Source organism: Sphingobacterium yanglingense (genome assembly GCF_004363245.1).
Classification (GTDB): domain Bacteria; phylum Bacteroidota; class Bacteroidia; order Sphingobacteriales; family Sphingobacteriaceae; genus Sphingobacterium; species Sphingobacterium yanglingense.
This window is the reverse complement of sequence record NZ_SNYV01000015.1, coordinates 211,987-236,439: the sequence shown is the minus strand read 5'-3', so window position 1 is coordinate 236,439 and position 24,453 is coordinate 211,987. Positions and strand designations below refer to the sequence as shown.

The following is a 24,453-nucleotide window of genomic DNA, read 5'->3' as shown; positions in this document are numbered from 1 at the left end:
CCATCATGATAAATAATAGTTTCTCCAGAAGAAGTTTTATAAGGAAATCTGTAATAACCGGTGGAGCGGCACTGTTGAGTAACAGCCTACTCGGACAGCTCAAAATGGCATCTCCGAATGATCGCGTAAATCTTGCCTGTATTGGTATCGGCAATCGTGCAGCTGAAGTTATAAAAGCACTTCATAGTACAGGATTGTGTAATATCGTCGCCTTATGCGACGTCGATCTGGGAGCTAAGCAAACTTTGGATATTCTGAAGCTATTTCCTGATGCGAAGCAATTTCAGGACTTTCGCATCATGTTTGACAAGATGGGCAATGAGATCGATGGAGTCTCTATTGGTACACCAGATTTTGCCCACTTTGCAGCTACTATGATGGCTATGGATTTAGGGAAGCATGTGTACGTGGAAAAGCCTCTTGCACATACCTTCCATGAGGTCGAACTCTTGATGGCAAAAGCAAAAAAGAACAAAAAAATAGCCACGCAGATGGGGAATCAGGGGCACTCAGAAGCTAACTACTTTCAATTCAAAGCCTGGGAAAAAGCAGGTGTGATTAAAGATGTAACACGTATAGATGCCCATATGAATATGCCTCGTCGTTGGCATGGATGGGATATCAATATGAAAAACTTTCCAAATCAAGAGTCGATACCAGATACCTTAGATTGGGATCTTTGGCAGATGCATACGCTAGGACACCACTATAACAAAGATTTTATTAATGGACAGTGGCGCTGTTGGTTCGATTTTGGTATGGGAGCATTGGGCGACTGGGGCGCACATATCTTGGATACCGCTCACGAGTTTTTAGAACTGGGGCTACCTACGGTCGTAGACCCCATCATGTTGGAAGGTCATAATTCTTTCTTTTTTCCGATGTCGTCCACGCTAAAGTTTAGTTTTCCAAAGCGCCAGAATAAACCAGCTGTGGAGATAAACTGGTATGATGGTATTAACAATCTTCCTCCTATTCCGGAAGGGTACGGCGTTTCGGGATTAGATCCCAATATTCCACCTCCCAGTACGGGGCAATTGGAACCTGCTCAGTTAAATCCAGGAAAGATTATCTATTCCAAAGATTTAATTTTCAAAGGAGGGTCACACGGTAGCACCTTACAAATTATATCCGATGCGAAGGGCAAAGATATGGCCAATAAATTGCCTGAAGTTCCGGCTTCTAGTTCGAACCATTACGCTAACTTCTTGAGGGCTTGTCAAGGAGTTGAGCAGACACGTTCGCCATTCTCGATATCAGGACCATTGAGCCAGGTGTTTTGTCTTGGCGTAATAGCGCAGCGATTAAATTCAAAAATTGAGTTTGATACCAGTAAAAAGCAAATCGTAAATAATCAATTTGCCAATGCGCTTTTGATGGGGCCTCCTCCCAGAAAGGGGTGGGAAGATTTTTACAGAATCTGACAGGCGAAACCTGCTTTGTTCATCTAAGGCTTACGCTAACGTTTTCGTAAATAGTTTGTGAACAAGACTGTAAATGTTACCTATATTGCGATTCTATTATGCTCGTATGTAATAAGTAGTAACGGTGTAACCTCATCTGAACAATTATAAGATATATGGTCAGAATAGATTACTAATGCTAGAATTTAAACCCATTAATGAAGAATTTTTTAGACGACAATTTTTTATTGGACACATGTAGAGCGCAGGAATTATACCATGGCTTTGTAAAGAACTTACCAATTATAGACTATCATAATCACCTACCGCCCGATCAGATAGCACGGGATACAAAATACGATAACCTAGGACAGCTTTGGTTGGGGGGCGATCATTACAAATGGCGTGCGATGCGTGCACACGGTGTAGATGAAAAATATATAACAGGGGATGCTTCGGATAAAGAAAAGTTCTTAAAATGGGCTGAAACAGTTCCTTACACCTTAAGGAATCCGTTATACCATTGGACACATTTAGAATTGCAGCGTTATTTCGGTATTACGGAACTTTTGTCTCCTAAAACTGCCGAAAGTATCTATGAGCAAGCAAATGAACAAATAAAATCTCCCGGTTTTACGGCGAGAGGCTTACTGAAAAGAATGAATGTGGAGGTAATATGTACCACAGATGATCCTATCGATTCGTTAGAAAACCATCAACACTTTGCCAAGGAGGGAACTTCAATTAAGATGTTGCCAGCATTTAGACCCGATAAAGCGATGAATGCGAATGATACTATTGCATTGAATAGCTATATTTCAAAACTAGAAGAAGTCACAGATAGGTCGATCGTAAGGTTTCAAGATTATTTGGACAGTCTGAAACAAAGACATGATTTTTTTGCGGCATGCGGTTGCTCAGTCTCCGATCACGGTTTAGAATACATGTACACAGAAGCTTATACAGATGCTGAAATAGATGCTGTATTTAATAAAATTCGTACAGGAAAACAACCTGCTGCTGAAGAGGTGTTAAAATTTAAATCTGCACTACTATTGTATTTTGCAGAGTGGGATCATGAAAAAGACTGGGTACAACAGTACCACTTGGGGCCACTTCGTAATAATAATACGCGGATGTTGCAGGCTAAAGGTGGAGATACAGGACATGATTCTATAGGAGATTTTAAACAGGCGCAAGCACTATCTTGTTTTTTGGATCGTTTAGACAGCCGTGGCAAATTAGCGAAAACTATATTGTATAATCTCAATCCGGCAGACAATGAACTCTTTGCCGCTATGGCCGGCAATTTTAATGATGGATCTGTCAAAGGTAAAATTCAATTTGGATCGGCATGGTGGTTTTTGGATCAAAAGGATGGTATGACAAGACAGATGAATGCATTGTCTAATGTCGGCCTCATCAGTAATTTTGTGGGCATGTTAACGGATTCGCGTAGCTTCCTTTCTTTTCCACGGCATGAGTATTTTAGAAGATTGGTCTGCGATCTATTTGGTGGCGAGATCGAACGGGGGGAATTACCAGATGATATCGAATGGATAGGTAAGATTATAGCGGATATCAGTTATTATAATGCGCGTGAATATTTTAGATTTTACTAAAAATGGAAAGTCCTATTTAAAAAACAATATATAAACCTAAAATTTGATGAATACACAAAATACGAAGATGGGAAACTACAGATGGGTAATCTGTTCGCTGTTGTTTTTTGCTACAACGATCAATTATATGGATCGGCAGGTATTGAGTTTATTAAAACCTACATTAGAAGAACAGTTTGGTTGGTCCAATAGTGATTACGCAGATATTGCTGCAGTATTTCAGTTTGTCTATGCGATATCTATGCTGTTTGCAGGACGTTTTGTGGATCGTTTTGGTACAAAGTGGGGTTATGCTTGGTCGATTATATTGTGGTCCGTAGGAGCTGTTATTCATGCCTATGCTATATTTATTGGAGAGGGAATAATCGATATGTTTGGCTGGATAGGAATTGCATCGGTACCAGTTTCTATCATTGGCTTTATGTTTGCGCGTGCGGTGCTTGCTGTAGGTGAAGCTGGTAATTTCCCTGCTGCCATCAAAGCTACAGCAGAATATTTTCCAAAGAGTGAGCGCTCCTTTGCTACAGGTATCTTTAACTCAGGTGCTAATATAGGTGCGGTACTAGCGCCGTTATCGGTGCCTTGGATAGCAAGTCATTGGGGCTGGGCTACCGCATTCGAAATTGTAGGTGCACTTGGTTTTATCTGGTTGATTTTTTGGTTTGTTTTTTATGAAAAACCCAGTAAGCAAAAACGTATGTCTGATGAGGAACGTGCGTATATTAGCAAGGATCAGGAAGAAGATAAAAGGCGTAAGGAAGCAGGATTGCCGCTGGAGGTAAATGAAAAACCTATTTCTTGGGTTAAATTGTTGAAATTTAGACAAGCATGGGCTTTTGCTTTAGGCAAATTTATGACCGATGGAGTATGGTGGTTTTTTCTGTTCTGGCTACCTGGCTACCTTAAAGATCAATATAATATCGTCAATGAGGATATCATGCTGCCTTTAGCAGTGCTTTATAGTATGACAATGATTGGTAGTGTCGGTGGAGGTTGGTTCCCTAAATATTTTATAGACAAAGGATATTCTGCTTATGATGGACGTATGAAAGCTATGTTGGCTATTGCTTTTTTTCCTTTGGTGGTTTTATTAGCGCAGCCTTTAGGTGGATATAGTTTCTGGGCACCGGTTTTATTGATCGGAATAGGTACGTCTGCACACCAGGCTTGGAGTGCCAACATATTTACCACTGTTTCAGATATGTTTCCGCGCAGAGCAGTAGCTTCTGTCGTTGGTATCGGTGGAATGGCTGGAGGAATTGGAGGCGCTTTAATGACTAAACTTGGTGGATATTTATTTGATCATTATAAGGCATTAGGGCATATCGAAACTGGGTATACCATCATGTTCAGCATTTGTGCTGTATCTTATTTAGCTGCATGGGGAGTTATGAAATTACTAGTGCCAAAAATGAAGATTATTAGTTTTGATTAATTTTTTTGATTCTACTCCTATAAAGCGTACGAAAACGTTTTCGTATATATATATAACGATGACCTTATTTTTTAATTAGCTTTATTATCTTAATAAAATTATAATTGGATTATGAATGTTTTAGAACGTTTTTCTTTATCAGGGAAGGTTGTTGTCGTAACAGGAGGCACTGGTATTCTCGGTAAGAATTTTGTGAAGGCTATCGCAGAAGCGGGAGCCAAAGTCTGTATTATTGGGAGAGATCTAGTGAAAGCACAAGAGCGTGTTATGCTAGTTGAAGAACTTGGAGGAGAGGGATTGGCGATTGTAGGAGATGTCTTGGATGAAAAGTCTATGCTACATGCTTGTCAACAGGTATTGGACAAATGGGGGACTATAGACGCTTTAGTTAATGCGGCTGGCGGTAATATACCTGGAGCTACAATCGGGCCGGATCAGGATTTATTCGCTTCTAATATACAGGATACAATCAAAGCAATAGAGTTGAACCTGTTCGGTACGATAATACCCACCCACATTTTTGGTAAAGTGATAGCAGAGAAGGGAAAGGGTGTGATTATAAATATTGGTTCTCTCTCTTCGAGTCAGGCGATCACAAGGGTATTGGGCTATACTGTTGCAAAAAATGGCGTAGTGGGCTATACAAAATGGATGGCTACTGAGTTGGCTTTGCGCTATGGAGATAAAGTGCGTGTCAATGCTATAGCACCAGGTGTCTTTTTGACGGAGCAGAATAGAACTTTATTGACTAATCCGGATGGGTCTTTTACCGAACGGGCACAACGTTTTGTGAATGGCACTCCTTATTCCCGCTTGGGTGATCCGAGTGAACTGGAAGGTACATTGATTTATCTATTGAGTGATGCTTCGGCTTTTGTTTCGGGAGAGACCGTGTACGTAGACGGTGGGTTTAATGCATGGACAGGCGTGTAAATAAAAAGAGAAAATGAAGAAATTTGAACAAACTTGGAGATGGTACGGACCCGATGATCCAGTGTCTTTACAAGATATCAGACAAGCTGGAGCTACAGGTGTCGTCACGGCTTTACACCATGTACCTCATGGAGAGGTATGGACAGTAACGGATATTCTTGAACGGAAACGGATAATTGAGGAGGGGGGACTTTCATGGTCTGTTGTGGAGAGTGTGCCAGTCCATGAGGCTATAAAAACTAGAGGTCGTGATGCAATGCGATATATCGATAATTATAAAGAAACGCTTACGAATCTCGCTTCCTGTGGAATATATATTGTTACTTACAATTTTATGCCAGTATTGGATTGGACGCGGACGATGCTCGATAAAGAAATGGAAAATGGGGCAAAAGCACTGTATTTTGATTGGACCGACCTTGCTCTATTTGATATTTATATTCTGAAAAGACAAGGCGCTGATAAGGACTATTCTGAGGAAATCGTAACGGCTGCCAAGCAACGTTTTAAAGAGCATTCGGCCGAGGATCTGGCTTCGCTAACTCATGTGATATTGATGGGGATTCCTAGCGAAAAAGATATCTCGTTGGAGGATCTTCAAAATAGTTTAAACGTATACTCCAATATCGGACTTGATGGGCTTTTGAGCAATCTCTTGTGGTTTTTAGGGGAGATTCGAGAGGTTTGTGAGACCAACGGAATACAGATGGCACTGCATCCGGACGATCCACCTTATCCGATTTTGGGCTTACCTCGGATAGCCAGCAATAAAGAGGATTACCTTAGAGTAATAAATGGGGTAGACAGTCATTTTAATGGCGTCTGCTTTTGTTCTGGATCTTTAGGAGCGGGCGCGTCTAATGATGTTTTGGATATAGCCCGTGCTATCAAGCACAGGGTTCATTTCGCTCACTTTAGAAACGTTAAGAAGGATCGTATAGGCAATTTCTATGAGGCTGATCATCTTGATGGCGATGTAGATATGCCTGGGCTTCTCCAAATATTTGTCGAAGAGAATCAAAATAGGCTACGTCCTATTCCTTTTCGACCTGACCACGGGCATCAGATGTTAGACGACTTGAATAAAGTTACGAATCCCGGGTACTCTGCTATTGGTAGATTACGCGGGTTGGCCGAATTAAGAGGGGTGGAACAGGGGCTGATAGCTCTTATGCAAGTGCAGTAGATTTTCGGAGCTGGATAGAGGTTTCTAAAAGAATAGTTTGAAAATCTATCTGGCTCCGCTCTCTTTTTGAGTTTATAAGATCCAAAAGTAATTGTAATGCAGTACTAGCCATTTCTTCCGTAGGTTGGTGAACTGTGGATAACGCGGGATTAAGGCTGTTTGCAAATTCTATATTTGAAAAACCAATAACTGCAATTTCTTTAGGTACCTGTACTTTTAAGTCGGCGAGGATTCCAAGTACACGTGTAGTCAAGGTTTCCGTTGTACCCAAAATAGCATTAAGAGCGTTGTCAGAATGCATGCACTTGGTGATAACTTCTTTCAAACTCTCATCTATTTTTTTTAGAGATTTACTGTAGTCTATATAGATGATGTTTTCTTCTTTAATTGGAATATTATAATCTTCCAGGGCCTTTCGGTATCCCTCTAAGCGGTATTGCGTTACTCCAAGATTTTTGCCACAGAGTACTATTATATTTTTTCTATCTATTTTTATGAGTTCCTCAGTCGCTAGATAAGTACTTTTGACATTGTCGATGCCAACCTTATGGGTGTCAAGATTATAGTGGATGCGGTCAAATATAACCACAGGACAGTTTTTGTTATGTATACTAGCAAGTAGTTTTAGATTGGAGGTCTCACTTACCGGAGCAATCAAAATTCCATCCACACCTTGATTGGTCAGTGTCATTAATGCTCTCTCTTCTTCTTCTTCGTTATCGATACTTTGCATGAAGATGATGTTGTAGCTGTTACTTATGGCACTCTGGTGTAGATATTGTAGTAGCTGAGCCGAAAAAGGAGTTTGAATACTTGGTAGTAGTACACCGATATTGTTGGTCTTTCCTAATTTTAGGTATTTTGCCAAGGGGTTAGGTTGGTAATTATGCTCTTTGGCAAACTCCCTAACTTTTATCTTAGTTTCTTCACTGATTTCATAGCTATCGTTCAGCGCTTTGGAAATAGTAGATGGCGATAGATGTAATCTTTCAGCAATTTCTTTTAAGGTAATTTTGGTCATGTTATTAGATCCCTCCTGAGCCTAATATACAAAAAAAGAGGTTTATTTAACCTCTTTTTTTATGTTTATCTTAAATCGATTATTTCGTAATTTTTAAATTTGTCTTTCGCAAAAGTAAAAGTGCTTTCATCGAATTTTTGGCCTAGGTATAGTGACTTAATCGTATAAGTAAATCGATTACTGGATTTATCAAAAATTGTAACGTCGTGTATATGATTGTTTTGGTTGATTCGTAATTTTATCTTAAAATAGTTTGTTTTCGTATCCAATGGAGATAATTCTACTACACGTAGGGACTCGGTTTTACCATTTTTAGTTAATTTCTCTTCAGGCATCGATACATATTTATATCCCTTTTTATAGAAGGAGAAAAGATTGTTTGGGCCTATAGTACTATCATCATGCTCTGCATCTGTTATCTGAACTTCTTTGATGTCGTGAGAGATATTCCATACTGTCTTTCCATTGGACAATATTTCTTGATCTTCCATTTTGATAGCATATTGTTTCTTAGGCTTGTTGAAATACATGATTCCTGTATTACTGTAAGCTGTTTTATTGGCATCTTGCACAGTCAAGTCAAATTCCGAACGAATCGTTTTATAAGCATCGTACTTTTTGGAAACCTCATTTAGCATTTTCGTTGCTGCCGGATCGGTCTGTGCTATAGATAGCGCTGCAATAGCAGTACAAATCAATGTAAGAATGTGTTTTTTCATATTAATCAGCTTTTCTCAAAGTCTCTAGATACTGTTCTAGCGAGTATTCATCTGGATATAGTACTTCGCGGGCCTTGCTACCTTCAAATGGACCTACAATACCGGCAGCCTCCAATTGATCGATTATTCTTCCAGCTCTATTATATCCCAATTTTAATTTGCGCTGTATCAGTGAGGTTGACCCCTGTTGATGCATCACAATAAGACGGGCGGCTTCTTCAAAGAGTTGATCCCTCTCGGACATATCGAAATCCATAGATCCAGAGCCTTCACCCGATTCATCTACGTATTCAGGCAGCATGAATGCTGATGGATAGCCCCGTTGTCCTCCTATAAAATCGGAAATACTTTCTACCTCTGGTGTGTCTACAAACGCACATTGTATCCGTATGAGGTCACTTCCAGTAGCTAAGAGCATATCCCCTCGACCGATAAGTTGGTCGGCTCCGCCCGAATCCAGAATCGTCCGGGAGTCTACTTTGGATAGCACTCTAAACGCTAGCCGTGCTGGAAAGTTGGCCTTGATGGTACCCGTAATAATATTGACAGATGGACGCTGCGTTGCAATGACCAAGTGGATTCCCACGGCTCGTGCTAATTGAGCTAGTCGTGCTATAGGGGTTTCAACTTCTTTACCTGCGGTCATCATTAAATCTGCAAATTCATCTACAATAAGAACTATAAAGGGTAAGAATCGATGACCCTCCTCAGGGTTTAATCTTCTATTGACAAATTTTGCATTATATTCCTTTAAGTTACGTACCTGCCCATTCTTTAGCAGGTCATAACGTTGGTCCATTTCAATACAAAGCGAGTTTAGTGTATTGATAACCTTTTTTGTATCAGTGATAATAGCATCTTCCTCGCCTGGTAATTTTGCTAGAAAGTGTCTTTCTACTTTTTTGAACAAGGATAACTCGACTTTTTTCGGATCGACTAGAACGAACTTTAATTCGGCTGGATGTTTTTTATAAAGCAAAGAGGTCAATATTGCATTTATACCCACCGACTTACCTTGACCGGTAGCCCCTGCGACCAACAGGTGAGGCATTTTTGCCAAATCAGCAATATAGACTTCGTTGGATATGGTTTTTCCTAGTGCAATAGGCAAATCCATATCTGTCTTTTGAAATTTTTCGGTTGATATCACCGAACGCATAGAAACCATTTCCGGAGTACTATTTGGGACCTCAATTCCTATGGTTCCCTTGCCTGGCATAGGTGCGATAATCCGTATACCTAAAGCCGCCAAGCTTAATGCAATGTCATCTTCGAGATTTTTGATCTTTGAAATCCGTACACCAGGTTTGGGGATGATTTCATACAAGGTGACTGTAGGACCTACCGTTGCTTTGATGTGTTCTATCTCAATGCTGTAGTTTCTTAATGTTTCAACAATCCTGTTTTTGTTGGCTTCAAGCTCATGTTGGTTGATTGTGATTTTTCCAGTACCATAGTCCTTTAGTAGCTCTAACGTAGGGTGCTGATAACTTGATAAATCCAGTTTTGGGTCGTATTCTCCAAATTGAGCGACCAAATCACTTGCTGATATAGACTTTTCTTCTTTTTGTTCCTCAATAATTAAAGTTGGCTCTTGGTTTTCTTCTTCTTGGCGAGGTTCAATATCAAGAGGAGGATCTATGGACAATTCGATCGTTGTATTCTCCGAAGATGCAATTGGTTCTATTTGAGCCTTTGTTTCAAAGTTCACACTGTTGATAACCTCTATATCGTCTAGGGATGGGGCCTCGATCTCTTCTTGGTTGTCTTCCTGTAGATGCGCGTACCTGTCATTCAGACTTGGAGATAGGTTGGCAGATAGGTTGGGCGTGTTCCTACCTCGCAAGGTATTTGAAACTTCTATTACGGCACCATCAATATTAATCTCTTCCTCTTTTTCTGGGCTAGGGACAGGCTGGTTCTTTGGTGTGGAGACTCTGTTTATTTGGGTCGGTTCTTCATCCTCCTCTTCTTCAAAGTCTACATTATCGGATTTATTGGTTGATTGAAATGATAATTTGAGATCAAGGTTGTAGATCAATATCAAGGCGGTGAGATAGGAGAATATCAAAAGGCCAGCTACACCATATTTCCCGATTTGTGTGTTTAATAACTGATTGGTCCAGAAACCAAACTTCCCTTCTAAGATATGTGGCGTCTCCGTTATATATTCTTGTATAAATCCGAGAGTGACGGAAAGAAATATGATGCCAATAAACGAATAAAGTACGGTTTTCCATACCGGAAGTATTGATTTTTTATAGAGCAGTTTATAACCAACTACAAATAAAATCAGGATAAAAAGAAAAGAGGCAATACCAAACCACTCGAAAATAAACATGTTGGCAAGAAGGGCACCTAACTTTCCTAATTTATTCTCGACGATTGGGGTTTCTAATCCTTCAGTTTGAAGTTCTGCACTGGTATCAAATAGTGTTTTCCATCCTCCGTTTGTCGCTGCAATATAGCTTTGGTCTTCTTTCCATGTAAAAAGGTAAGATGTAAAAGCAACTGCTAGTAAAAAAGAGCTTAGTATAAGGAAAAGACCAATTATTTTTAACGCTTTTCTTTGTCCCTCCGAAAAATCAATGTTATCGAAAGATTTGACGAATGAGGGAATCTTTTTAGTTGATGTTGTTGCAGTATTCTTTGCCTCTTTAGTACTTCTACTCTGACTGCTATTTTTAAATGTATTGCCTTTGTATGCCATGAAAATGTTATACTTTACCTTATACAAACTTATTAAAAAAAACCGTAGAAATGCAGTGTTGTCATTGGATTTATAAGGTATCTGTAGCGATTGTTGTATACTGTTCGTTTTAATGAGTAAATTAGTATTTTGTTCGTCAGCCATGAAGTATAGATATAATGTTGCGCTTTTTTTGATAACACTGTTTTTAAGCAGTTGTGTAAAGGATGATGCAAATCGCGTATTTGATAATCCGGGGAGTCTTTCTAGTTTAGCAGCCTTCAATGCTGTTCCCGGTACTTCAGAGGTCAATCTTTTTTTAGACGGTGTACGGTTTAACAATACAAATGAAAAATTTTCTTTCGGTGAGTTTATGCGGCATCGGAATAGTTTTCCGGGACAGAAGAGGTTGAATATTGAAGGGATGACGACAAAAGGTGAACCACTGCGTACGTCAACGGGTATAACGTTGCAGGCAGAAAATATATACAGTCTGTTCCTTTATGAGGAGGGAGGTATTCAAGTCAAACTTTCAAAGGATAATATCGTAGTTCCTAGGGATGGATATGCGAAGATAAGATTCGTACATATGGTTAAAGATGCTCCAGCTCTCAGTATGTGGGATAAGGAGCAGACCCAGCCTTTGTTTGGGAACATTCCTTTTAAAGATGTTACCGAGTTTATCGAAGTAAAGGCTAACGAAAGTTTGAGTTTGAAAATAATACCTACTGGAGATCGCAATAAGACTCCGGAGATTTCACAGACTTTTGTCCCAGAAAATAGGACTCTCTATACCTTAATGTTGGTTGGATTACTGAATTCGGACAGTAAAGACGAAGAGGTTTCTCTAAAATCTATAAAGCTTTAATAGCAATTTTTATCTTCTTCTTCGCTCTTGGTTTTGTCGTTCTTGTAATGTACTTCTCAGTAAATCGTTGAAATCTTCAACAACCTGAAAGAACTGTGACGCTCTTGCCTGTCCGAGAACTTTGGAAAATTCTTCTCTGTATTTTTTCTTTGTCTCGACTTCTTTGGCGTCAAAAGCAATGACATCCCGCTTGCCTCCCATAAAAGAATTGGATTGTTGTGGTGATTCTCCTCTTTTTGCTTTTTTCAACTCCCTTAGTTCATCCATATACTTATTATAGATAGGGAAGAACTTTTGCGCTTCACTTGGAGTAATTTTTAATTCTTTAGTAATATAGGCAATCTTCTCACTTTCAATTGCTTCAAAGTTTCTTTGTTGTGCAAATGAGATTGAATGGGAAGACAGTAGTGCAAAAAACGCAATTAAAATATACTTTAACCGTAACATTATAACATGTAGTTTAAATATTCCTTTATATCCTCGTCGTCTATTGAATTGTCAATATGGTCTTGGCTCGTTTTCTCTTGTTCTACAAATTTTGTGAGGTGAATTAGCTCTTCTCCTTCCGAAACCTGGGCGAGATATTCCAGTATCTCTTCATCGCTTACATCCTTCACATTGATTTTCGATGTGTTAGTTTGTAGATTGGGAGTCGCATCGGATGATGGAGTTTGTTTCAGTGCAAAATAAGAACCGAATCCGATAAGGAATAAAACTGCTGCAGCAGAAATATAGCTATACCAGCTTCTTTCTCTGTTAATAGCAATTGTTTTTACTCCTTCATCTTTGCTATGTGCTGATGTTTTAGTTATTATCTTGCCCGATAGTGATTGAAAATAATCTGCTGGAGTCGAATAACCATCAGTTGCGACCTTTGACTTTAGGAATTCTTCTGAACCCTGTGTGGTAATACGATTTTCTAAAGTCGCAAAATAGTCTGCTGGAACGGCAAAACCGCTCTGTACAACAGATTCTTTAAGATTGATCTCTGAAATTTTAACGCGTATTGAATCCGCTAGGTTTTCAAAATAATTTTCTGGTACTTGATACGATGAATCAGCTGCTTGCTCTTTGAGTTTACGTTCAGATTCTTTTAGGAAAATAGATTCCTTTAATTGTCCAAAATATCCCTCAGGCACCGTATATCCACTTGATTTCAGTGAAGAACTCTGTAGGCCAATTTTAATTTCGGCTCGTATCAGCTCTTCCTGTTTAGCAAAGAAATCCTTATCTGTAGAAAAAGGGGTGACACGTAGTGAATCCGGAAGGTTATTCTCTTCCATTGGCTCGTTATATGTGTCTCTTTGATTCATGGTCTATGTATAGATGCTTTCTCGGACTAAAGGTTTAATCGTTGTTGTTAAAAAAGTTTTCAACCTTCTTAACCGCTAGATGGTACGAAGCTTTTAGCGCTCCCACACTTGTTCCTAGTATTTCAGAAATCTCATCGTATTTGAGGTCCTCGAAATATTTCATATTAAATACCAAGCGTTGTTTTTCGGGAAGCGTCAGTAGAGCCTGTTGTAGCTTCATCTGCGCTTTGTCTCCGTCGAAGTAGGTGGTATCTGCTAAGGTCTCAGATAGATAAGAAGAATTGTCATCGTCGAGCGAGACATTCTGTTTTTGTTTTTTCTTGTTTAAGAATGTAATACATTCATTTGTAGCAATACGGTACAGCCAAGTGTATAGCTGAGAATCCTCTCTAAACTTCTCTAGATTGCGCCATATCTTGATGAAAATATCTTGGGTCACGTCATCCGCATCGTCATGGTCGATGACCATGCGTCTGACGTGCCAATATATTTTCTGTTGGTATTTTTTTAACAAATGACTGAACGCATCTTCACGTGTACGTTCATCAGCAAACATAGCAATGATTTGCGCGTCTTCCATTTGAATTACTTTCTACTAATAGCTTTACGTGCAGCAGCGACAATGCTGTTGGCATTTAGGCCATATTTTTCCATAAGCTGTGCCGGTGTGCCGGATTCTCCAAAACTATCGTTTACGGCAACATATTCCTGAGGTGTAGGTAGTTTTTGAGCAAGTACCTGTGCGACACTATCTCCAAGTCCACCTAGACGGTTGTGTTCTTCCGCAGTTACAACACACCTAGTTTTGGCTACAGATTTTAAGATAGCTTCCTCATCCAGTGGTTTTATGGTATGGATATTGATAATCTCCGCGTTGATGCCTAGTTTTTCAAGTTCTTCACCCGCTTGTATCGCTTCCCAAACTAAATGGCCTGTTGCGATAATGGTAACGTCTGTTCCTTCGTTAAGTAAAATCGCTTTTCCTATTTCAAAGGTTTGATCAGCAGGGGTGAAGTTTGGTACTACCGGACGTCCAAAACGTAAATAGACTGGGCCTTCATGGTTGACTAGGGCGATAGTCGCCGCTTTGGTCTGATTGTAGTCACAGGTATTGATTACAGTCATACCTGGTAACATTTTCATCAAACCGATGTCTTCCAAAATTTGGTGTGTAGCGCCATCTTCACCTAGTGTAAGTCCAGCATGCGAAGCACAGATTTTAACATTTTTCCCAGAATAGGCAACTGATTGACGAATTTGGTCGTATACACGTCCTGTAGAAAAGTTAGCAAATGTTCCAGTGAAAGGGATTTTTCCACCGATTGTAAGTCCCGCGGCAATGCCAATCATATTCGCCTCAGCAATTCCGATTTGGAAAAAACGTTCCGGAAACTCTTTAATAAAAGCCTCCATCTTTAGTGAACCGATCAAATCGGCACAGAGTGCTACGACATTGCTGTTTATTTTGCCCGCTTCTAACAGGCCTGCTCCAAAACCCGAGCGTGTATCTTTAGATTCTGTAAAAGTATATTTTTTCATTATATTATAGGTGTGAGATAGGAGTAATATCTAATTTCTAAAACTCTATTAAAATTAATAATCCCCTAAAGTTCTTGGGATTTGGTTTAGAGCAGACTCCAACTGATCGTCATTAGGCGCTGCGCCATGCCATTTATGCGTTCCCATCATATAATCTACACCAAAGCCCATTTCTGTATGCAATAGTATAACAACTGGTCTTCCTTTCCCAGTACGGGATTTTGCTTCATCTAAGCCTGCTATCACTGCAGTCATATCATTTCCTTTCGTCACTTCTAATACATCCCATCCAAAAGCTTCCCATTTTGCTCTCAGGTTTCCAAGAGATAATACTTGGTTGGTAGGGCCATCGATTTGCGCTCCATTATAGTCGACCGTAGCGATGATGTTGTCTACTTTATTATGAGGGGCATACATTGCTGCTTCCCAAACTTGACCTTCCTGTAGCTCTCCGTCTCCCATCAATACGTAGACTAAGCTATTGTCGTTGTTTAATTTCTTAGCTTGTGCTGCTCCTATCGCTACGGATAGCCCCTGTCCAAGAGATCCAGATGCAACGCGTATTCCTGGAAGGTGCTCGTGGGTAGTAGGGTGACCTTGCAGACGAGTATTGAGTTTGCGGAAAGTAGCTAGTTCACTGACCGGAAAATAACCAACTCTAGCTAAGGTGCTATAAAACACAGGGGAGATATGTCCATTGGACAAGAAAAACAAGTCTTCGTTTTTTCCATCCATTTGAAAAGAAGTATCATGTTTCATGGCGTGAAAATACAGTGCTACAAAGTAGTCTGCACATCCTAAAGACCCTCCTGGGTGACCAGATTGACAGGCATGTACCATACGTACGATGTCACGTCTTACCTGGGAAGCGATTTGCTCGAGATTGTTAATATCTACACTCATCTTTAATTGAATTTCATAATGTTTATTCGTAAAGGTAGTGAATTTTGAATATTTAGGGGTATTAATTGCATTTTTAATTGTTGTCGATTATGGAATTGGTATGGATTGTGCATCCCTAGTCAAATTGTAGATTCAAAATGGTTATTAAAATAGAATATTGTATGAAAAAAATTGTTTTTTGTGTTTCATTTTTCGGTATGGTATTGCCTGGTATTGCACAAAACAGGCTCAGTGCAACCGCAGAAGTAAAAGAAGTAACGGTCTATGCCAATGGAGCTCAGGTGCAGAACCGGATCCAAGTCAACCTACCAGCCGGTAGTAGTGATTTAGTGATCAATAATGTGGCCAGCGACCTGGATGAAAGGAATATTCAGATTAGTGGCCCCGATTATCTCTCTATACTATCTATAGCCAAGACGCGGGCTGAAGATGTGCAGGTGACGAACCCTTCGCATCAAAAGCTCAAGGATTCATTGGATTTATTTACTGCCGATAGAGAGTTGTTGGGAAATAAGCTGGATGCAGCACGGGGTGCTTTACAGATTTTGACCAACCAGAATTTGTTGGGCGGTGGAGATGGAAAGATCGATATCGCAGACCTATCCAAACTGGTAGACTATTATCAGCTTAAATCGGTAAATCTTAATAAGGATATATCCGCACTGAGCAAAGAGATCGAGCAATTGGATAAACGAATAGCTAAAGTTCAAGAGGGATTACGTATGTATACCGGAAATGGAGGTCAGCTAAAGTTACAAATTACCTCTGCTCGTAGTGGAAATGTTTCAATGGAAATACGTTATATGACCTCCGCCGCGAGCTGGCAAGCTTATTATGATTTGAAGGCCGCTTCAGTATCAGCACCCCTGAGAATGTATTATAAGGCGGGCGTCTCGCAAAGCTCTGGAGTGGATTGGCGAAATGCGAAGTTGATTCTATCAACTGGTAATCCTGCTGTGGGAGGGACTGCGCCAGTTCTATCACCTTCATATGCTGTAATCCGTAATTTGGATGAAGCAATTTTTGCAAATTTAAGTGTACAAAATAGAACGCAGAATAGGATACAGTCTATGAGCGCAAAGTCTATACGGGCAGAGGTTACTGCGGATGCTAAATATGTAGAAGAGGTTGCAGCTCCAGCCATTAATATGGTCGAAAATCAACTGAGCACGACTTTCGATATAGAGGTTCCTTATACCATTTTGTCAAACGGACAGCCTCATAGTGTTGCACTGAAAGAGTTTTCACAGCCGGCTATCTATAAGTATTATGCAGTTCCAAAATTGGATAGGGATGCTTTCTTAATGGCTGAGATTACGGATTTCCAAAAGTTAAACCTTATACCAGGGGAGGCGAATGTATCTTTCGAAAATATGTTTGTGGGTAAGTCCTACATCAACCCGAATGTAACTGTGGATACGTTAAATCTTAGCCTTGGTCGGGATAAAGGAATATCCATAAAGAGAGAGCGGATCATGGACCAAAAGAGTACACAGGTTTCGGGCAGCTGGAAAAGACAGGTGTTTACCTATGAGATCAAAGTGAGGAACAACAAGGCTAGTGAGGTTGATATCTTGTTGAAGGATCAATTTCCTATTTCTACGGACAAATCTATTGAGGTAGAGCTTTTGGAAGCGAAGTCCGGACAGGTTAATACAGAAACAGGAATTGTAACCTGGATGCTTCGCGTGAAACCAAATGAAACGCAAACGTATAGAATCAGCTACTTAGTGAAATCGCCAAAGGATAAGACCTTAGATTTCAATTAAGCTTATCGTCTAATAAAAAAGGCATCGATTATTTCGATGCCTTTTTTTCTGAAAGCTTTGTTTAGTTGAATATAGACCATGTAGACCAAGGTACTCTAGATAGTATTAGTATCAATCCGATTGTATACATAATAAAGACAGTTCTGTTTGCTGCATAACTTTCTTTTGCTTTTTTTGCTTTTGAGTATCCAATTGTGATCAATACGATAGCGATAAGCATCGTCAATGGATGCTCAATTACTTTAAAGCGTAATTCAGGACTTTTCATCACGCCTGCAGAGAACATCGTATGATATTTAAGCGTGAAGAAGTAAACTAGACCAATCAACAACTGAAGGTGTGCACTGATAAAGCCAATTAATGCTACTTTACGGTTGTAAGGTTTTGCTTTGAAATAATTTGCTGCCGTGATTACAATCGAAATAACTAAAGCAATCAATAAGATGATAGCTAATGTAGAGTGTAGGTGTTTCATTCCTGTTAACATGATTTATAATTTAATTTCTCTCTTTTGTTTTTCTCTTTTTTAATAATGATTCCGTCAAAAGTACTACTTTGTTAATCGTTTCTCTCCTAATTCACGAAATTCTGACATAATTTTGAACTGTGGGAATGTTTTTTCCATACTTAATGTATATCCAATATCAAAAAACAATTTAATGTCTGCTCGTATTCCTTCAAAATCCCAGTTGTCATCCAATTCATCAGATGGTGCATGGTAGCGGTTCGATAGCGCTGCTCTTCGTTTATTGATTTGTATCGTATCGGTCGATACCAACTCAGTACCGCTCCCCATAAAGAGGCCGGGAATACCTTTTTTTACAAAATTGAAATGGTCTGATCTATAAAAGCCACCTGATGTTGGATTTTTCTCACCGTGCACTGTCCGTCCAAATTTATTAGCGGATTGTATGACATAGTCATCGATTTCCGTTTGTCCAAATCCTACAATAGAGACATCTTTCGTCTCTCCCAAAGGACTGAAGGCGTCCATATTTAGGTTTGCCACAGTTTTGTTGATGGGATAAATTGGATTGTTGCTATAATGTGCCGACCCTAGTAAGCCTTGCTCCTCAGCAGTCACAGCCATAAAGATGATTGTTCGCTCCGGTTTTACCTTTGCCGACTGAAAGGCCCTTGCTATTTCAAATAATGCAGAGACCCCTGCAGCATTGTCAATCGCTCCATTGTAAATGGAATCTCCGTTTACAGCTTCTCCTATTCCTAGGTGGTCCCAGTGGGCTGTATAGATGATGGTTTCGTCGGCTCTTTTGGTACCCTCTATTTTCGCAATGACGTTGTTAGATTTTGCATGTTTTAATGTATTCTTTAACTGCACGGATGTTGAAATAGCTAGGGGGATAGCTTTAAAACCTGGTTTTTTAGCAGATTCGATTGCCTCGATGCTTATTCCTGCCAGTTTGAATAACTGCTGCGCAGTTTTTGCCGATATCCATCCTTCATATTGTGGTTTTGGATCTGCTGTGTTTTTGTCATCGAGGTCCATTTGAGGACCACTCCATCCCGAGCGGACCACATCCCAACCGTAACTAGCAGCTTTGGTGTCGTGGATGATTAGTACACCTGCGGCACCTTGTCGACCAGCTTCTTCAAACTTATAGGTCCATCGTCCATAATAGGTCATGGTATCTGCTTTGAATAATTGTTTGTCATAGTGTCCCGGATCGGAAGCCAAGACAACGACCGTTTTCCCTTTTACATCGAGGTCGGTGTAGTCATTCCAATTATATTCAGGTGCTACAATTCCAAAACCAGCAAATACCAAATCCGTAGATGCGATATCGGTATGGTCTTCTAATCGCCTCGTACCGATGACATAATCATCCAGGTACTGAGCGGATAGAGAGCCGTTTTTTCCTTTAAATGTAAGTGTTGGAGTTATAGGTTTGGACGATATCTCGACCATGGGTACCTCTTGGAAAAAAGAGTCGCCATTTCCGGGCTGTAATCCTAGTGCTATAAATTGATTTTTGATGTAATCGACCGTAAGACTGTCTCCTTTGGTAAATGGCATTCTTCCTTCAAATTTATCTGAGGCTAGGTTAGCTACATTATTTGCATAGCTTTCCATGTTGATAGCAGCAATAGCAGCACTATCAATGCCCGATGCGTCGTATGAAGTGTTGTTTGTTTGCGTACATCCAATGCATATAAAGAATGTAGATAAGATGATGAATAGCTGGTTGTTCATATGTGAATACGCTGTTTAAAGTATATTATTGTGGATTGCAAACTCTAAAATTACAATATTTTTCCCATAATTTGAGCTATTGATAAGAGGCGCTCAGAATAAGACGCTAATCTTCAGAGATGAAGACTTCGGCAATGGGATGAAACAGGTATATCTTATCCGTAGCTATTTCAATACATTTGTAACGCTTTCGGACCTTTTCCATCTTTTTGAATTTCCGTCCATTTTTTAAGGTGAAAATCGAATGGAGAGAAAGTTCTTCCACCACAGTCGCTCCTTCGGTATTTTGGGTGTCATGTTTTTTTAATGCACGGTATAGATTTAGATCTGTACATGATGACGCGGATGGGTTGCTCATATAGGACGAAATCGCGATGAGGAGATCTGTGGGGAATATAGACAGTTTAATAAAAGGCTGTATAAGTGCCGCAAAGTTCTGTTTCCACTCTTTACCATGTGGTTTGACCGTACTTTTATAATCTTGATATGTCTTTAGGTGTGCAAATTCATGAATACTCGTGATTAAGAAAGCGTATGGATTAAGGTCATGGTTTACCGTAATCTGATGAGGGCTGCCTCTAAAAGGAGCCCTGTAATCTCCTAGTTTAGTCTTACGGCTTCGGGTCACTTTAAAGCGGCATGACGTGTCATTGATCCATTGGGAGATAATGGGAGCAGCAGCCTCAGGCATATATTTACTCAGTTGTTTGCTAAAGTCTGACATGATTGCAAACATATTATTTTCTTTTGGTATTCATATGCAAATAATTATTTCATGATCCGCCAGCTGGCGGACCGGTTTGTTCTTTAGTGGTCATTAACTTGTCCCGACCTGTCGGGATGGAATATCCAAACTATTTTATGGGCATGTTTGTGTAGCTATTGCTACATTGATATTTCAGATTATTTCAATTTCAAATTCGTGAATATAAAGCATTTTATCTAAGTTTGATTTAGATATTTAAATACATATGGTCCGGATTCTTTTCACCTTATTTTTTGTTCACTTTTATTGTTTATCGTGGGGACAGGAGTTGCTAGCGAGAGTTGAAATCTCGGCTCCTCAGGTTCAAAATGCAAACTCACGTACTATAGATTTTTTGAAAAAGGTCGTTTCTGATTATTTAAACAATCGATCCTGGACGGATCATAAAGTCAAACCAGAGGAACGTATAGATTGTAGCTTCAATATTGTGATTTCTTCCTTTGATGGAGTTAGCCAGTATAAAGCGACTGTTCAGGTCAATTCTGCACGGCCTGTATACGGGACGAATTACAATTCTCCTGTTCTGAGTTTTAAAGACAAATATTTTAATTTCACCTATACCGAGGGGGAGCAACTGGAGTTTAATGAAAACCAAAATATGGGGACGTTGTCTTCTTTGTTAGCGTTTTATGCGCAGATTATTATCGGGATGGACATGGATACCTTCAAAAGTATGGGGGGGACGAGTGTATTTGGACGAGCCCGGAATATCGTGAACTATTCGCAGTCCACACAGACCGAAGGGTGGCGTGCTATGGACGCTACAGATAATAGATACTGGTTGGTGAATAATTTGTTGGATAGGAAGTATTTTCCTTATCGAGAATTTTCTTACACCTATCATAGAGAAGGGTTGGATCTGATGGCGGAAAAGGAGCTAGAATCGAAAAAAAAGATGGCGGAACTTCTTGTGAAATTGAAAGATGTAGATCGCTCTAATACCGGCAACGTGCTCACCAATGCGTTGTTTACAGCAAAGGCGAATGAATTTGTAGGTTTGTTTTCGAAGATGCCCGGCAATGAAAGTGTTAAGGTCTTCAACTTGTTGGCCGACCTGGACCCGACGAATGTGTCAAAATATGAAAAGTTGAAGAACTAAAATTTGATTGAATTTTATGCTAGTACGATTACTGATAAAAAACTATGCGCTGATCGATAGTTTAGATATTTCTTTTGACAAAGGACTGAATATCATTACGGGCGAGACAGGAGCTGGTAAATCTATATTGATGGGAGCCTTGGGGTTGATTTTGGGAAGTAGGGTAGAAGGGCGTCCTTTTTTTAGCGAAGAGCGAAAATGTGTTATCGAAGGATATTTTAATGTTTCCGCCTATGGCTTAGAATCCTTCTTTGAGGAGGAAGACTTAGACTATGAAGCCGAAACCATTATCCGCAGAGAAATCCTGTTAGATGGTAAGTCCCGCGCATTTGTTAATGATTCGCCTGTCACTTTGGCTACATTGAAGGGTTTAGGCGAAAAATTGATTGACATACATTCCCAGCATGCAACTTTACAGATCAATACCGAAGATTTTCAGTTATTTGTTTTAGATAGCCTGGCCGAAAATGAAGAACGGTTGATTTCGTTTAGAGAAGAGTTGAAGGAGTTACGGAGTTTGGACAAACAGCTCAAGACAGTGAGGGAGGAGCTGGACAGTGCGAATGCGGAAGCTGATTATAATCAGTTCTTATTTGACGAATTGGAGCGTGTGAATGTGCAGCTTGATGAAGTCAAGGGATTGGAAGAAGAGCAACAGCAGTTGGAGCATGCTGAAGAAATAAAGCGGGGGCTAAATGCTGCAAGCTATTCCTTGTCTGAGGGGGAAGCTACTGTGATTTCACTTCTGAAGGAGAGTGTAGGACAGGTGCAACATGTAACTCGCTACCTTAGTGGTGTTGAGGCGTTGACAGAACGGATGCAAAGTGCCCTGATTGAACTCAAAGATATTGCCGATGAGTTGGTGACACAGGAGAGCAGCGTCAATCTGGATGAACAACGTTTAGATGAGGTGAATAACCGTTTAAGTGAGATTTACGTTCTACAGAAAAAGCACCGTGTAGATTCTGAAAATGAACTCGTCCAGATCCGTCAACAATTAGAGAGTAAGCTTCAGATGGTTTTAAACCAAGATCAGCTTGTAGAAGAACTCGCGCATAAGCAGAAAGAGCAAATGCAAAAGGTACTCCAGTTAGGGCGCGATATACATGAGAAGCGGGAAGCAATTATTCCGAAGGTGGAAACGGAGGTGCAGCAAACACTGAGTGCTGTAGGAATGCCTAATGCGCAGTTGAAGATCGATTTACAACTTTTGGATGCTGATCGGATGAGTGTGAAGGGGCTGGATGTTGTACAATTCCTTTTCTCCGCAAATAAAGGACAGGCGATGCAGGCGATTCATAAAGTGGCGTCTGGAGGGGAGCTGTCGCGGGTGATGTTGGCGATTAAATCTTTGGTGGCAAAATCATCCGCCCTGCCGACGATTATATTTGATGAGATAGATACAGGGATATCCGGTGAGGTTGCTTTGCGTGTAGGAGAGGTAATGGATAGCTTGGCAGATCATATGCAAGTGTTAGCGATCTCGCATTTACCACAGATCGCTTCAAAAGGAAAGGCACACTTTAAAGTTTATAAAGAGGATCGTGGGGATAAGACGCAATCTAATATACAGTTGTTGAATAAAGATGAACGTGTTATGGAAATCGCACAAATGCTGAGTGGAACCAACCCTGGCGAGGCGGCATTACAGCACGCAAGAGAGTTATTAAAGTCCTGAGCATCTGCTTAGGACAATTTTTACCCTGTTTTTTGAGTTATAAGTTCACTTGTAATTGCCATAGGAAGACCAAGTGTCTTGTGGTGGATAGTGTATTTTCGATAACCTGAGTAGAAAGAACGATAGTGATTCTATCTCGTACGCTAGCGTTGGGGAAATATACGTCAGCGCGTAGAGATGTTAAGCTTGTACACAGACTATGCAAGCTAGTGAGCAGAGGAGATGCGCTAGCGTGCGGATGCAAAACGCTAGCGCGAAGAGGCTTTTAGCACACATGCAGCATAGCCGGGCGAGCGTCTGGACAATACAGGCTAGCGTTTGCCCATGAGGAGCTATCCTCCCGATGTTAATAGTGAGCGATTAGAGGCTATGTACTAGGAGGTAGACCGTATACGTAAGCGCTTGATCTCTGTGCGTTAGGTCGTCAACTCGGGTAGCTAACGCCAAGACTCTGGACGCTAGTGTGTCGGCTCTGTGCGCTAGCGCGTAGCGTTTGCGATGTAGCTCGACGAAATCCAGTTTTAGACGGTTTTTGAGATCTGAAATATGGGTTTAAAGTTATTTAAGCGCTGTTTTTTTTGTTTTTTTGATGAAAATAAAGACGTAAAAAGGTGTGGAAAACGGCAAAATCGTTTTTGCCTACCCTATGTATTTGTCCGAAAAACAAACCTTTTGTATCGTATTTTTACGTATTGTTTTATCAAATTTTAGCGGGAGGAAGTCCATTTAAAAGGGATTGAGAGTTTGGCGTGATCTATGCTTGATCAAAAAAATACCCCCAGAAAGTGTATAGCTTTTTGGGGGCAGTGTAAAGTGATAGTCTCTTTAAAGTCTTATTCTACCCAATCAGCATCTGTTAATGAAACTTTGAAGATTACCTTATTAGGTGGGGTGATTGTCACACCGTTGTCCATTATTGGATCTTCTATATAAACACGGATACTGCCGAGTTGATAGTCAAATGAATAGGATATACCGTCTATAGTTCCAGGAATAGCCTGAAACGTTTTCTCTCCATCCTGACTCATAGCAAGTGTTACAATTCCTTGATCCATGTAGTATTGGGTCAATTCTTTTACGTTTAGATCAACATAAATACTGTTTTTCGATCCAGTCCAGTCTTTGGCAAATCTTTCGTATATCATGGTCTGGCTAGGAACAAAATTGTTTGTAATGTACTCCTTTGTACAAGAATTAAACGTAATGAGGGATGCTCCTGCTATCGCAAATGCAAGTAATAATCGTTTCATATTTTCAAATTAGTTTCAATGTTAAACAATCGATTTCTTTTTTCTATA

At 40.1% G+C, this 24,453-nt stretch carries 21 protein-coding genes; 9 read left to right on the top strand and 12 right to left on the bottom strand.

What is annotated here, in order from left to right:
• Positions 1 to 5 precede the first annotated feature (5 nt).
• From CLV99_RS14785 to uxuA, 5 genes are all read left to right on the top strand, one after another.
• On the top strand, positions 6 to 1,424 hold the full coding sequence (locus tag CLV99_RS14785) for a Gfo/Idh/MocA family protein (RefSeq protein WP_133585291.1): 1,419 nt from the start codon (positions 6 to 8) through the stop codon (positions 1,422 to 1,424).
• Between the two features lie 197 nt (positions 1,425 to 1,621).
• Positions 1,622 to 3,025 carry a glucuronate isomerase gene (gene uxaC / locus CLV99_RS14780; RefSeq protein WP_133585290.1) on the top strand — a complete coding sequence of 468 codons (1,404 nt, stop codon included), beginning with the start codon at positions 1,622 to 1,624 and terminating at the stop codon, positions 3,023 to 3,025.
• A gap of 46 nt (positions 3,026 to 3,071) precedes the next feature.
• The gene (locus tag CLV99_RS14775; protein WP_133585289.1) at positions 3,072 to 4,460 is read left to right on the top strand and encodes an MFS transporter; all 1,389 of its coding nucleotides are present in this window, start codon (positions 3,072 to 3,074) and stop codon (positions 4,458 to 4,460) included.
• Positions 4,461 to 4,571: 111 nt separating this feature from the next.
• The gene (locus CLV99_RS14770; RefSeq protein WP_133585288.1) at positions 4,572 to 5,393 is read left to right on the top strand and encodes an SDR family oxidoreductase; all 822 of its coding nucleotides are present in this window, start codon (positions 4,572 to 4,574) and stop codon (positions 5,391 to 5,393) included.
• A gap of 13 nt (positions 5,394 to 5,406) precedes the next feature.
• Complete coding sequence (gene uxuA / locus CLV99_RS14765; RefSeq protein WP_133585287.1) at positions 5,407 to 6,579, top strand: mannonate dehydratase; 1,173 nt, start codon at positions 5,407 to 5,409, stop codon at positions 6,577 to 6,579.
• Here the strand turns inward: uxuA and CLV99_RS14760 are convergent.
• The 3 genes from CLV99_RS14760 to CLV99_RS14750 all read right to left on the bottom strand — a co-directional run bounded on the left by CLV99_RS14760 (position 6,563) and on the right by CLV99_RS14750 (position 11,029).
• Complete coding sequence (locus CLV99_RS14760; protein WP_133585286.1) at positions 6,563 to 7,600, bottom strand: LacI family DNA-binding transcriptional regulator; 1,038 nt, start codon at positions 7,598 to 7,600, stop codon at positions 6,563 to 6,565. The genes uxuA and CLV99_RS14760 overlap by 17 nt on opposite strands.
• A 65-nt stretch (positions 7,601 to 7,665) precedes the next feature.
• The gene (locus CLV99_RS14755; protein ID WP_133585285.1) at positions 7,666 to 8,319 is read right to left on the bottom strand and encodes a LolA family protein; all 654 of its coding nucleotides are present in this window, start codon (positions 8,317 to 8,319) and stop codon (positions 7,666 to 7,668) included.
• Position 8,320: 1 nt separating this feature from the next.
• On the bottom strand, positions 8,321 to 11,029 hold the full coding sequence (locus tag CLV99_RS14750; RefSeq protein WP_133585284.1) for an FtsK/SpoIIIE family DNA translocase: 2,709 nt from the start codon (positions 11,027 to 11,029) through the stop codon (positions 8,321 to 8,323).
• Positions 11,030 to 11,171: 142 nt separating this feature from the next.
• Between CLV99_RS14750 and CLV99_RS14745 the strand changes: the two genes are divergently transcribed.
• Positions 11,172 to 11,876, top strand: coding sequence for a DUF4397 domain-containing protein (locus CLV99_RS14745; protein ID WP_211348548.1), 705 nt, complete (start codon positions 11,172 to 11,174; stop codon positions 11,874 to 11,876).
• Between the two features lie 9 nt (positions 11,877 to 11,885).
• On the opposite strand, the gene CLV99_RS14740 is transcribed toward CLV99_RS14745, so the two are convergent.
• The 5 genes from CLV99_RS14740 to CLV99_RS14720 are packed head-to-tail and all read right to left on the bottom strand — an operon-like array spanning position 11,886 to position 15,631.
• On the bottom strand, positions 11,886 to 12,323 hold the full coding sequence (locus CLV99_RS14740; protein WP_246032779.1) for a hypothetical protein: 438 nt from the start codon (positions 12,321 to 12,323) through the stop codon (positions 11,886 to 11,888).
• A complete protein-coding gene (locus CLV99_RS14735; protein WP_133585281.1) occupies positions 12,323 to 13,189 on the bottom strand; it encodes a hypothetical protein in 867 nt (288 codons plus the stop codon). Before CLV99_RS14735 ends, CLV99_RS14740 begins: the two co-directional genes overlap by 1 nt.
• A gap of 34 nt (positions 13,190 to 13,223) precedes the next feature.
• Positions 13,224 to 13,769, bottom strand: a complete 546-nt coding sequence (locus CLV99_RS14730; RefSeq protein ID WP_133585280.1) for an RNA polymerase sigma factor — start codon at positions 13,767 to 13,769, stop codon at positions 13,224 to 13,226.
• A gap of 5 nt (positions 13,770 to 13,774) precedes the next feature.
• The gene (locus CLV99_RS14725; RefSeq protein WP_133585279.1) at positions 13,775 to 14,728 is read right to left on the bottom strand and encodes a transketolase family protein; all 954 of its coding nucleotides are present in this window, start codon (positions 14,726 to 14,728) and stop codon (positions 13,775 to 13,777) included.
• 54 nt (positions 14,729 to 14,782) lie between these two features.
• Positions 14,783 to 15,631 (bottom strand): transketolase, encoded by an 849-nt coding sequence (locus tag CLV99_RS14720; RefSeq protein WP_133585278.1) that lies wholly within the window; start codon positions 15,629 to 15,631, stop codon positions 14,783 to 14,785.
• Between the two features lie 161 nt (positions 15,632 to 15,792).
• On the opposite strand from CLV99_RS14720, the gene CLV99_RS14715 reads away from it, so the two are divergent.
• The gene (locus tag CLV99_RS14715) at positions 15,793 to 17,400 is read left to right on the top strand and encodes a DUF4139 domain-containing protein (protein ID WP_162850126.1); all 1,608 of its coding nucleotides are present in this window, start codon (positions 15,793 to 15,795) and stop codon (positions 17,398 to 17,400) included.
• Positions 17,401 to 17,461: 61 nt separating this feature from the next.
• Here CLV99_RS14715 and CLV99_RS14710 read toward each other — a convergent pair whose 3' ends face one another.
• The 3 genes from CLV99_RS14710 to CLV99_RS14700 all read right to left on the bottom strand — a co-directional run bounded on the left by CLV99_RS14710 (position 17,462) and on the right by CLV99_RS14700 (position 20,348).
• On the bottom strand, positions 17,462 to 17,875 hold the full coding sequence (locus CLV99_RS14710; RefSeq protein ID WP_133585276.1) for a hypothetical protein: 414 nt from the start codon (positions 17,873 to 17,875) through the stop codon (positions 17,462 to 17,464).
• Positions 17,876 to 17,950: 75 nt separating this feature from the next.
• Positions 17,951 to 19,612 carry a M28 family metallopeptidase gene (locus CLV99_RS14705; RefSeq protein WP_133585275.1) on the bottom strand — a complete coding sequence of 554 codons (1,662 nt, stop codon included), beginning with the start codon at positions 19,610 to 19,612 and terminating at the stop codon, positions 17,951 to 17,953.
• 106 nt (positions 19,613 to 19,718) lie between these two features.
• Entirely contained in the window at positions 19,719 to 20,348 is a 630-nt protein-coding gene (locus CLV99_RS14700; RefSeq protein WP_246032778.1) for a SprT family zinc-dependent metalloprotease, read from the bottom strand.
• Between the two features lie 235 nt (positions 20,349 to 20,583).
• Here CLV99_RS14700 and porD point away from each other — a divergent pair, with 235 nt between their 5' ends.
• Together porD and recN are read left to right on the top strand one after the other, a co-directional pair.
• Positions 20,584 to 21,477, top strand: a complete 894-nt coding sequence (gene porD / locus CLV99_RS14695; RefSeq protein ID WP_133585274.1) for a type IX secretion system protein PorD — start codon at positions 20,584 to 20,586, stop codon at positions 21,475 to 21,477.
• A 16-nt stretch (positions 21,478 to 21,493) separates the two neighbouring features.
• Positions 21,494 to 23,155, top strand: a complete 1,662-nt coding sequence (recN, locus tag CLV99_RS14690; protein ID WP_133585273.1) for a DNA repair protein RecN — start codon at positions 21,494 to 21,496, stop codon at positions 23,153 to 23,155.
• A gap of 833 nt (positions 23,156 to 23,988) precedes the next feature.
• Here recN and CLV99_RS14685 read toward each other — a convergent pair.
• Complete coding sequence (locus CLV99_RS14685; protein ID WP_133585272.1) at positions 23,989 to 24,405, bottom strand: hypothetical protein; 417 nt, start codon at positions 24,403 to 24,405, stop codon at positions 23,989 to 23,991.
• Positions 24,406 to 24,453 lie beyond the last annotated feature (48 nt).

What these genes read in the sequence shown, in the direction of transcription:
- recN (WP_133585273.1), top strand. Translation starts at nt 21,494, where the DNA reads ATGCTAGTACGATTACTGATAAAAAACTATGCGCTGATCGATAGTTTA.
- CLV99_RS14755 (WP_133585285.1), bottom strand. Translation starts at nt 8,319, where the DNA reads ATGAAAAAACACATTCTTACATTGATTTGTACTGCTATTGCAGCGCTA.
- CLV99_RS14745 (WP_211348548.1), top strand. Translation starts at nt 11,172, where the DNA reads ATGAAGTATAGATATAATGTTGCGCTTTTTTTGATAACACTGTTTTTA.
- porD (WP_133585274.1), top strand. Translation starts at nt 20,584, where the DNA reads ATGGTCCGGATTCTTTTCACCTTATTTTTTGTTCACTTTTATTGTTTA.
- CLV99_RS14700 (WP_246032778.1), bottom strand. Translation starts at nt 20,348, where the DNA reads ATGTTTGCAATCATGTCAGACTTTAGCAAACAACTGAGTAAATATATG.
- CLV99_RS14710 (WP_133585276.1), bottom strand. Translation starts at nt 17,875, where the DNA reads ATGAAACACCTACACTCTACATTAGCTATCATCTTATTGATTGCTTTA.
- CLV99_RS14685 (WP_133585272.1), bottom strand. Translation starts at nt 24,405, where the DNA reads ATGAAACGATTATTACTTGCATTTGCGATAGCAGGAGCATCCCTCATT.
- CLV99_RS14725 (WP_133585279.1), bottom strand. Translation starts at nt 14,728, where the DNA reads ATGAAAAAATATACTTTTACAGAATCTAAAGATACACGCTCGGGTTTT.
- CLV99_RS14760 (WP_133585286.1), bottom strand. Translation starts at nt 7,600, where the DNA reads ATGACCAAAATTACCTTAAAAGAAATTGCTGAAAGATTACATCTATCG.
- CLV99_RS14730 (WP_133585280.1), bottom strand. Translation starts at nt 13,769, where the DNA reads ATGGAAGACGCGCAAATCATTGCTATGTTTGCTGATGAACGTACACGT.
- CLV99_RS14715 (WP_162850126.1), top strand. Translation starts at nt 15,793, where the DNA reads ATGAAAAAAATTGTTTTTTGTGTTTCATTTTTCGGTATGGTATTGCCT.
- uxaC (WP_133585290.1), top strand. Translation starts at nt 1,622, where the DNA reads ATGAAGAATTTTTTAGACGACAATTTTTTATTGGACACATGTAGAGCG.
- CLV99_RS14735 (WP_133585281.1), bottom strand. Translation starts at nt 13,189, where the DNA reads ATGAATCAAAGAGACACATATAACGAGCCAATGGAAGAGAATAACCTT.
- CLV99_RS14770 (WP_133585288.1), top strand. Translation starts at nt 4,572, where the DNA reads ATGAATGTTTTAGAACGTTTTTCTTTATCAGGGAAGGTTGTTGTCGTA.
- CLV99_RS14775 (WP_133585289.1), top strand. Translation starts at nt 3,072, where the DNA reads ATGAATACACAAAATACGAAGATGGGAAACTACAGATGGGTAATCTGT.
- CLV99_RS14750 (WP_133585284.1), bottom strand. Translation starts at nt 11,029, where the DNA reads ATGGCATACAAAGGCAATACATTTAAAAATAGCAGTCAGAGTAGAAGT.
- CLV99_RS14740 (WP_246032779.1), bottom strand. Translation starts at nt 12,323, where the DNA reads ATGTTACGGTTAAAGTATATTTTAATTGCGTTTTTTGCACTACTGTCT.
- CLV99_RS14720 (WP_133585278.1), bottom strand. Translation starts at nt 15,631, where the DNA reads ATGAGTGTAGATATTAACAATCTCGAGCAAATCGCTTCCCAGGTAAGA.
- CLV99_RS14785 (WP_133585291.1), top strand. Translation starts at nt 6, where the DNA reads ATGATAAATAATAGTTTCTCCAGAAGAAGTTTTATAAGGAAATCTGTA.
- CLV99_RS14705 (WP_133585275.1), bottom strand. Translation starts at nt 19,612, where the DNA reads ATGAACAACCAGCTATTCATCATCTTATCTACATTCTTTATATGCATT.
- uxuA (WP_133585287.1), top strand. Translation starts at nt 5,407, where the DNA reads ATGAAGAAATTTGAACAAACTTGGAGATGGTACGGACCCGATGATCCA.